Below are 9270 nucleotides of genomic sequence, written 5' to 3' on the forward strand. Positions count from 1 at the left end.
AGCAGCCGGCCCAGCGCCTCGATGCCGAAGCCGGGCAGGTCGCCCAGGTGGTGCCGGCCGTCGGCCAGCAGCGCGTCGCGGTGCAGCACGATGCTGCCGTCGGGCCGCACCAGCATCAGCTGGCCCGTCTGGCCCACGCGGCGGCCGGTCACCTGCTCGGCCAGCGCAGCAGCCGAAACGCCCAGGCCGGCGGCGCCCAGGTGGCCGGGGCCGGCATCGAAGCGGGCATGCACCCTCAACTGCCAGGTCTCGTCGCGCGGGTCGGGGGCCAGGTCCAGCGCATAAGGCAGACCGCTGGTCAGGAAGCGGCCGAACCAGGTGTCCTGCGGCCCCAGCAGGCGCTGGGTGCCGGCCTCGGTCAGGTAGCGGCCATTGGCCTGCGACACCCAAAACACTGACTGCGCCCGGTGGCGTGCCTTCAGGCGCGCGGCAAAGGCCTGGAAGGAGGCCAGGCCCTCCTCGGGCTGGCCGGCGCGTTCCCAGGCCAGCAGAAAGTGGTTGTCGGCCATGTCCAGCGAGGCGCCCAGTGGCCCGGTGACCTGGCGCTGGATGTCGTTGCGCACCGCGGACAGCACGGCCGGCAGCTCGTCGCTGATCACACGGCGCTCCATCGCCTCGCCCGAGAGCCACAGGCCGCTGGCCACCGAAACGGCCACGAACACGGCCAGGCACAGCCCCAGCCCGGCCATGAGCTTGTGCTGGAGCGGCCAGCGGGATATGGCGATGAGCCTCATGGCAAGCGCGGGTGACGGCAGGTGGCAACGCTGCTCTATCGGCTGCGACCCGCCAAAATTGACCCGCACCCGCCATATGTGACGATCTCCAAGCGATTTCTGTTACAAGCGCCGGCTCAAACATGGCGGGCCCGCGTCGATAAACCCGCTTCACAGGTCTCCCCGGCTCCGGCTTCGCCGTCCGGCCCGGACGCCGCCTGGCGCGGCGGCGGGCACCGCTCAGCAGTAAAGGTTTGGATGTACCGCTCTTTGCAGGCCGGCGCCCTGGTGCCGCTCTTGCCTCTTGCAGGAATCCCGCGCAGCGGGCGGCTGCAGCCATGACCGCCACGAGACGCGCGCCCTGGCGCCGCCGGTTGGGGCAGGCGCTCTGGCTGGTCGCGGCCATGGTGGTGGGTGCCGGCGCCGCCAGTGCCAACCCGCAAGCGCCGCTCGCTGCATCCGCCCTGCCCGCCACGCCGGCACTGCGCGAGCGCATCGGCGCGCTGGAAAGCCAGGGCCGGGCGCGGCCGCAGGACACCGCCGCCCTGGTGGCCGCCGAGATCGACCGCGTGCGCCCTTTCAGCGCCGCCCACCGCGAGCTGCTGACGGTGCAGGGCCTGATGCTGGCCGACGCGGCCGACGGCGCCGCGGCCGAGCGCAGCGCGCAGGCACTGGATGCCTGGGGCCTGCACCCCCGGGCCGAAGACCGTGCGCTGGCCGCCGCTGCGGCCCTGCTCATCCGCGCCGACCTGGCGGCCCGCGGCGGCGGCGACCTCAAGCAGGCCGACGCCCTGGTGCGCGACGCGATGACGCGCCTGCCGGCCGAGGTGGGCCTGGAAGACCGCTACCGCTTTGCCGCGGTGCATGGCTACATCAAGGACCGCGCCGCCCTGCTGGAAGACGCGGTGCGCCTGAACCACGAGGCCCTGGCCGTGGCCGACCGGCTGGGCACCCCGTGGCGGCGCGCCGAGGCACGTTCCGCCCTGGCCTACAGCTATTACGGCGCCCGCCAGCTGGAGCGGGCCTGGCAGCTGAGCGAAGAGGCCGTGGCCATCGCCACCGAGGCCGGCGACTGGGTGGCCATGGGCCGCGCCCACAACACCGCCGGCATCGTGCTGGACGGCCTGGGCGACCAGGAGGGCGAGCGCCGCAGCTTCGAGCTGGCCATCGCGTACGCGGGCCGCGCCGGCAGCAAGCGCGACGAAGCGCGCTACCTGGCCAACATCGCCGACTTCTACCTGAAGAAAGGCGACTTCCGCACCGCACTGGGCCATGCGCAGCGGGCCCTGCCGCTGGCGCGCGAGCTGGGCGACCCCGACACCAGGCTGGTGGCACTGGCCAACATCGGCTTTGCGCACATCTCGATGCAGCACCTGGAGACGGGCAAGCGCTTCGTGGCCGAGGCCATCGCCATCGACGAAGACCGCGGCGCCATCGCCGGCGCGGCGAGCACCTGGCAGGAGCTGGGCAGCTACCTGGAAAAGGCCGGCGACCTGCGCGGCGCGGTGGCCGCCTACCACCGCCACCGCAAGCTGATGGCCAGCGTGCTGCGCGCCGACGAGCAAAAGGCCATCCTGGCCATCCAGGAGCAGTACGACGCCGAGCAGCGCAACCGCTCGCTGGACCTGCTGCAGCGCGAGCAGCAGCTCAAGGCCGAGCAACTGCGCCGCCGCGACCTCGAGCAGCTGCTGTGGGGCCTGGCGGCCGGCGTGTCGCTGCTGTCCTTCGCCGTCATCGTGGGCCTGCTGCGCCGGGTGCGCCAGGCCAACCGGCTGCTGTCGGCCAGCAACCAGGTGCTGCGCCAGCACGGCGAACGCGACCCGCTGACCGGGCTGGCCAACCGCCGGGCTTTCCAGGCCGCGATGGCCCAGCGCGCGGCCGATGGCAGCCTGCGCGGCACCGTCTACCTGATCGACGTCGACCACTTCAAGCAGATCAACGACCACCACGGCCACGCGGTGGGCGACGCGGTGCTGGTGGAAGTGGCGCGCCGGCTGCGCGCCACGCTGCGCGAGGACGACCTGATCGTGCGCTGGGGCGGCGAGGAATTCCTAGTGCTGGTGCAGCCCATGGCCGCCGACCGGGTGGACGCGCTGGCCTGCCGCATGCTGGCCGCGCTGGAAGACACGCCGGTGGTGGCGCAGGCGCAGCAGGTGGCGGTCACCGCCTCCATCGGCTTTGCCAGCTTCCCGCTGGGGCCGGCGGCGATGGCCGTGCCCTGGGAGCGTGCCGTGAACCTGGTGGACACCGCCATGTACCTGGCCAAGGCCCATGGCCGCAACCGCGCCTACGGCGTGCGACTGCAGCAGGCGGCCAACGACGAATCGCTGCAGGCCATCACCGGCGCGCTGGAAGCCGCGGCCGAAGACGGCCGTGTGGCCCTGACCCTGCTGCGTGCCCAGGCCGGCGCATCGGCCGTGGAGGCCGCGTGATGCGCTGGCGCGCCCTGCTGCCCCAAGCGCTCGGCCTGGCACTGCTGCTGGCCGTGGCAGGCGCCGCGCCCGCCGCGCCGGCCGCCACCGCCGAAGCGGCGCCTGAAAGCCACCTGGCCGAGCGCCTCGATGCGTTGCAGCGCAGCGGCTACGAACACCCGGCGCAGGCCCTGGCCGCGCTGGAAGACATGCGCCAGCATCCGCACGACGGCGAGTCGCGCCGGCTGCTGCTGCACGCCCTGGGCAGCGTGCATGCGCAAGCCGGCAATGCCACGCAGGCGCGTGCCGCCGCCGAAAGCCTGATGACCCTGGCGCAGGACGAGCCGCAGCTGCGCGCCGCCGCCAGCGCCAACCTCGTGCGCGCGCTGGTGGCCGAAAACGGCGGCGAGACGGCCGTGGCCGCCGCGCTGGCCCAGTCGGCGCTGGACGTGTTCGAGGCCGATTGCAGCCCGCGCCGCGGCAACGCCCATGCCGTGCCGCCCTGCGACTGGCGCGCGGCCTGGCAGGCGCGCCAGATCCTGCAGCGCCGCGCGGTGGGCCAGGGCCTGCCCGCCACCGAAGCGGCGCAGGCGCGCGCAGGCCTGGCCCTGGCCCAGGGCCACCACGACGCCCGGCGGCAGGCAGCCAACCTGGCCACGCTGGCCTGGCTGGCCGAGGCCGGCGGCGATGGCGAGCAGGCCCGCGAACTGATCAGCCAGGCGCGGCGGCTGGTGCAGCCGCTGGACGACCTGGCCGAGCTGGCCCGCCTGACCGACGTCGAGGCGCGCATCGCCGACCAGCGCGGCGACCCGCGCTCGGGCCTGCACTTCCACGAGCTGGCCCAGCAGCTGGCCTCACGCGCCAATGCGCCGCGGCTGGAAGGCCGGCTGCTGACCAACCTGAGCGACGCCTACGTGCGCGCCGGCCGCCCAGCCGCGGCGCTGGTGGCGGCCGAAAAAGGCCTGCAGATCGTGCGCGAGCGCAACGACCTGCGGGCCGAGCGGGTGCTGATCAACAACGCCGGGCTGGCCAAGATCGGCCTGGGCCGGCTGGCCGAAGGCAAGGAAGACATGAACCGCCTGCTGCGCCTGTGGCAGGACAGTGGCGACACCGGCCGCCAGGTGGGCACGCTGACCGAGTTCGGCGAGGCACTGGCCGCCGCCGGCGACGCCCGCAGCGCGCTGGAGCTGTTCCACCGCGAACGCGCCTTGAGCGCCGAGCTGATGCGCATCAACCGCAACGTGGCGCTGAAGGAACTGCAGGGCCGCAACGAGGCGCAGGCCCGCCAGCGCGACATCGAGCTGCTGGAGCGCGACAACGCCCTCAAGACGGCGGCCCTGGCCAACCGTGCGCTGCTGCAGCGCTTCGGCTGGGTGCTGGCGCTGGCGATGGTGGCGGCCACGGTGGCGGCGCTGCTGCTGTACCGCCGCGTGCGCGCCAGCCACCGCGAGCTGGCCGCCAGCCAGGTGCAGCTGCAGGCGCTGAGCGAGCTGGACCCGCTGACCCAGCTGTCCAACCGCCGCCACCTGCAGGCCGAGATGCAGCGGCTGGCGCAGCCGCAGGGCGGCTTCCACGGCGGCCTGCTGCTGCTGGACCTGGACCACTTCAAGCGCATCAACGACGAAGCCGGCCATGCCGCCGGCGACGAGGTGCTGGTGGAGGTGGCGCGCCGCCTGCGCAGCACGGTGGCCGCCGACGACCTGGTGGTGCGCTGGGGCGGCGAAGAATTCCTGGTGGTGCTGCCCGGCGCCGACGAAGCCCGCACCGGCTGGATGGCCCAGCAGCTGCTGCAGGCGGTGGCCGGCCAGCCGGTGCAGGCCGGCGGCCGCGCGCTGCACGTCACCGCGTCCGTCGGCCACGGCGCCTTCGAGCCGGCGCCCGGGGGCCGTCCGCTGCGCTACGAACAGGCCCTGGCCCTGGTGGACGAAGCGCTCTACGCGGCCAAGCAGCAGGGGCGCCACCGGGCGGTGGGCGCTGCGGTGGGCGCTGCAGTGAGCGCTGCAGTGGCGCTCAGCCTGCCTTGAGCACCGCGGCCACGCCGGCGCGCAGTCGCGCAAAGTCGATCGGCTTGGTCCAGTAGGCCAGCGCACCGGCGCGGGTGGCGGCTTCCACCTCCTGCGGCATCGCGCTGGCCGACAGCGCGATCACCGGCAGCGCGGCGGTCTGCGGGTCGGCCGCCAGCCGCTGCAGCACCTCCAGCCCGTGCATGTCGGGCAGCTGCATGTCCAGCAGCACCAGGTCGGGTTGCAGGTCGGCCGCGCGCCGCAGGCCCTCCTGCCCGGTGGCGCACACCACCACGCGCACCTGGCTGTGCTGCTGGAAATAGGTCTCCACCAGCATCGCGTTCACCGGGTTGTCCTCGATGTACAGCACGGTGCCGGTCAGCGCGTCGCTGTCTTCGCTGCCGGCCAGCGGCAGTGGGGCAAAGGCACTCGACTCGGCGGCGCCCTCCGGCCGCACGTGCGGCAAGGCCACGGTGACGGTGGTGCCGCGGCCTTCGCGGCTGTCGAAGCGCAGCTCGCCGCCCAGCAGCTCGACCAGCCGCTTGGTGATGAACAGGCCGATGCCCGTGCCCTCGATGGCCGAACGCTCGCGGCCCAGGCGGTTGAAGGCCTGGAACAGGCCCTCCAGCTGTTCGGCCGACATGCCCAGGCCGTTGTCTTCCACCCGCAGCAGCACCCGCCCGCCTTCGATGCCGGCGCCCACCCGCACCCGGCCGCCCGGGCGGTTGTACTTGATGGCATTGCTCACCAGGTTCATCAGCACCTGGCGCAGCCGCACGGGGTCGGTGCGGGTGAGCAGCGGGCCGGCCGGCCCATCGGCCATCTGCAGCCGCACCTGCTGGCGGCGGGCCAGCGGCTCGTTGAGCTGCACCACGCTGACCAGCTTGGCCATCACGTCCACGTCGGACAGCTCCACCGTCAGCTCGCCCGCCTCGATGCGCGAGACGTCCATCAGGTCGTCGATCAGCTCGGTGAGCTGGCGCGCTGCCGCCATCACATGGCCCAGCTGCTCGCGGCCTTCGTCGTCGCCGCGCTCGGACGCGCGCGCATGCTGCAGCTGCGTGAAGCCCAGCACCGCATTGAGCGGCGTGCGCAGTTCATGGCTGACGTGCGAGAGAAAGCGCGTCTTGGCCCGGTTGGCCGCCTGCGCATGCGCCAGCGCCGTGCGCGAGGCCTTGTGGCGGTCGAGCGAGACGCCGAACGACAGCTCGCGCGACAGCTCGCCCAGCAGGCTGGCCAGCTCGTCGTCGAAGTCGACGCCGCGGGCGGCGCACAGCGTGAGCACGCCCACATGCTCGTCGTCCACGGTGATGGGCACCGCGGCCATCGGCGCCTCGTCGGCCGGCGCATCGATGGCGGCCTGGCCGGACTGGAGCGCACGCTGGGTGAGCGCGGCATCGCGTGCGGCCCAGGCGGGCGGGCGCTCGGTGCCGGGCCGGCCGGAACGCTGGGCGCTGCGCACCACGCGCAGCCCGCCGGGCTCGCGCAGCGTCACCCAGGCCCGCTCGGCCAGGCCCGAGGCCATGCAGGCGCGGCACACCTCGTCGAACAAGCCGTCGGTGCCCACCTGCCGCGCGATCGCCTGGCCGGTGGCCGACAAGGCCTCGTAGAAGCGGCGCAACCGCACCGCGCGCTGCTCGCTGGCCTGCAGCTCGGCCGCGCGCAGCGCATTGCGCTCGATCAGCCGGTTGATCTCGGCCGCCACCTCGCCGAACTGGCCCGGCAGGCTGGCGTCGGCCTGCACCTCGGTCTCGCCGGCCTGCAGCCGGCGTGCGGTGTCGGCGATGCTGCGCAAGGCACCGGTCAGCCGGCGCGCGGCCAGGAAGGCCGCGGCCAGCCCCAGGCTGATGACCAGCACCGCGGCCAGCAGGCCGCGCCACAGCTCGCCATCGGCACGCGCATACACCTCGGCCACCGGCATGCCGGCCAGCGCATCCAGGCCGTGCTTGCCCACGGCCGCGGCCGCAAAGGCGCGGCGCTGCCCGTCCAGGCCGTTGGCCACCACCATGCGGCTGTCGCCACCCAGCGTCACCATGTCCAGCGGCATCGGCACCGCGCGGCCCATCCAGCGCTCGGGGTCGGGCAGGCGGGTGACCACCAGGTGGCGGTCCTTCACCAGCGACAAGGTGCTGCCGACGCCCCCCAGCTCGGTCTGCAGCGCCGCGTTCAGCGACTGCATGTCGATCACGGCCACCACCAAGCCCAGCTTGCCGCCGCTGGCACTGCGCACCGGCAAGGTCAGGTACATCACCATGCGGCCGCTGACCGGGCCGCGGCGCGGCTCGCTGAGCAAGAAGCCTTCGGCCGCCATGCCCTGCCGGAACCACGGCACGTCGGCAAACGAAGCCCTGGGCACGATGGGCTGGGCCGAGCACAGGTGGCTGCCGTCGCCCCGGAAAAACCCGATGTTGGTGTACGACACGCCGCTGCCCACCACGCCGCGCACCAGGTTCTCGCAGGCGTCGACTTCCAGCGTGCGCATGCTCTGGCGCGTGGCCAGGAAGTTGAGCAGGTGCTCGGCCTGGTCGAGCTGGTCGCGCGCCTGATCGGCCACCGCATCGGCCCGCTGGCGCAGCAGCTGCAGGGCGCGCTGCTCGGCGTCAGTGCGCGCTTCCAGGATGCTGCCCGCCTGCAGCACCACCAGCGGCACCGCCACCGCAGCCACGATCAGCAGCAGCCGCCCGAGCAGGTAATCCGGCCGGCGGCGCCGCGGGCGGCGGTCTGTGGAAGCATCCGTGGAAGCGGTCAGTGGGCCCATCGACACAACACAATCGGACATCGGGCAATGGCCCAGCACCGGCAGGCGACATGCCGCCATCGGCAGTACACCATGCACAGGTGGTGGCGCACCATCCACCGCGCGAGAAGCCTCAGCGCGCGGGCTGATCCAGGTCAAGCACCGCCGCCAGCGGCACGCCGGCCAGCAGCGGCGGCCGGCCGTAGTCGGCCACCAGCCAGGCGCGCCGCTCGCCTCGCGCCGCCTGGGTGAGCAGCGCCGCCAGGCAGCGGCTGGAAGGCGCGTCGAGCGCGGCAAAGGGGTTGTCCAGCAGCGTGAGCGCGGCGCCGCTGGCGCCGGCCGCCACCAGCCCTACCTTGCGTCGGCTGCCGGTGGACAGCATCTCGAGGCGCTTGCCCAGGTGCTCCGCCAGGGCAAAGCCTTCCACCAGCGCCTGTTCCGCGGTGGGCTGCCAGCCGGCGTGGCGGGCGCGGCGGGCGGCCAGCCAGTCGTGCGCGGTCACGGCGTCGTCGGCGGCATCGGTGGCGTCGTCGGCATACAGGCTGGGCGGGCAGCGCAGCACCTGGCCGGCGGTGGGCACCAGCACGCCGGCGACGATGCGCAGCAGCGTGGTCTTGCCGCTGCCATCGCCGCCTTGCAGCAGCGTCAGGCCGGGGCGCAGATACAGGTCCAGGCCCTGGAACAGCGGCGCGCTTGCACCGGCGAAGGTGAAGGCCAGGCCGCGGGCTTGGAACACGGGGTCTTGCGGGTCGGGGGCGGTCATGTCGTGGGCCGGGGGGTTCATGTGCCGTCCAGCCGCAGCTGGCGCCGGCTGACGAAGCGGCGAAGCTGGCCGCTCAGCGGGTCGGTGAAGCTGATCTCACGGGCCAGCAGCTGCAGCGGCCGGCGGTAGTCGGGCGGCGCGTCCGCCGGCGACTCGGGCCAGTGGTGGGGGTAGATGCGGTCGCCCAGGATAGGCACGCCCAGCGACTGCATGTGCACCCGCAGCTGGTGGCGGCGCCCGGTGTGCGGCTGCAGCCGGTAGTGGGCGATCTCGGTGCAACGAGCGGCTTCTTCGTCGTGCAGCGCGCCGGGCGGCGGCGGGCCCAGGCACTCGATCAGCTCGACCCGGCTGTGGGCATTGGGCTCGCCGGGCTGTTCCACCATCTGCATGAAGGCATCGCCGGGGCGTTCTTCCAGCTTGCTGGACAGCTCGGCGGGCAAAGGCCGGTTGGGCGGCCAGGGCGCCAGCGCTTCGTACACCTTGCGGGCCTGGCGCTCGCGCAGCACCGCCTGGTAGGCGTTGCGCACCTCGGGCTTGACGATGTAGAGCAGCACGCCGGCGGTTTCGCGGTCCAGCCGGTGCATGGGCACCAGGGTGTCGATGCCCAGCAGCCGCTTGAGCCGCACGGTGACGGTTTCCTGCA

General features: G+C 73.5%; 6 protein-coding genes. 2 read left to right on the forward strand and 4 right to left on the reverse strand.

The features are described from left to right. Nucleotides 1–734 (reverse strand): cache domain-containing protein (locus ABNT58_RS27370; protein ID WP_348756531.1); only part of this gene is annotated, 734 nt, incomplete at its 3' end. A 317-nt stretch (nucleotides 735–1051) separates the two neighbouring features. Here ABNT58_RS27370 and ABNT58_RS27375 point away from each other — a divergent pair. After that, a complete protein-coding gene (locus ABNT58_RS27375; RefSeq protein WP_348756532.1) occupies nucleotides 1052–3145 on the forward strand; it encodes a GGDEF domain-containing protein in 2094 nt (697 codons plus the stop codon). Continuing rightward, entirely contained in the window at nucleotides 3145–5148 is a 2004-nt protein-coding gene (locus tag ABNT58_RS27380) for a GGDEF domain-containing protein (protein WP_348756533.1), read from the forward strand. The genes ABNT58_RS27375 and ABNT58_RS27380 overlap by 1 nt, the downstream gene beginning before the upstream one ends. Here ABNT58_RS27380 and ABNT58_RS27385 read toward each other — a convergent pair. From ABNT58_RS27385 to ABNT58_RS27395, 3 genes are all read right to left on the reverse strand, one after another. Then, nucleotides 5135–7885 (reverse strand): ATP-binding protein, encoded by a 2751-nt coding sequence (locus ABNT58_RS27385; RefSeq protein WP_348756534.1) that lies wholly within the window; start codon nucleotides 7883–7885, stop codon nucleotides 5135–5137. The genes ABNT58_RS27380 and ABNT58_RS27385 overlap by 14 nt on opposite strands. Nucleotides 7886–7997: 112 nt before the next feature. Then, nucleotides 7998–8648: an ATP-binding cassette domain-containing protein gene (locus tag ABNT58_RS27390; RefSeq protein ID WP_348756535.1), complete on the reverse strand. Its 651-nt coding sequence runs from the start codon at nucleotides 8646–8648 to the stop codon at nucleotides 7998–8000. After that, nucleotides 8645–9270: pseudouridine synthase (locus ABNT58_RS27395; RefSeq protein WP_348756536.1), on the reverse strand; the 626-nt coding region annotated here is incomplete at its 5' end. The genes ABNT58_RS27395 and ABNT58_RS27390, both read right to left, overlap by 4 nt.

It is taken from the genome of uncultured Aquincola sp. (genome assembly GCF_964001545.1).
GTDB lineage: Bacteria > Pseudomonadota > Gammaproteobacteria > Burkholderiales > Burkholderiaceae_C > Aquincola.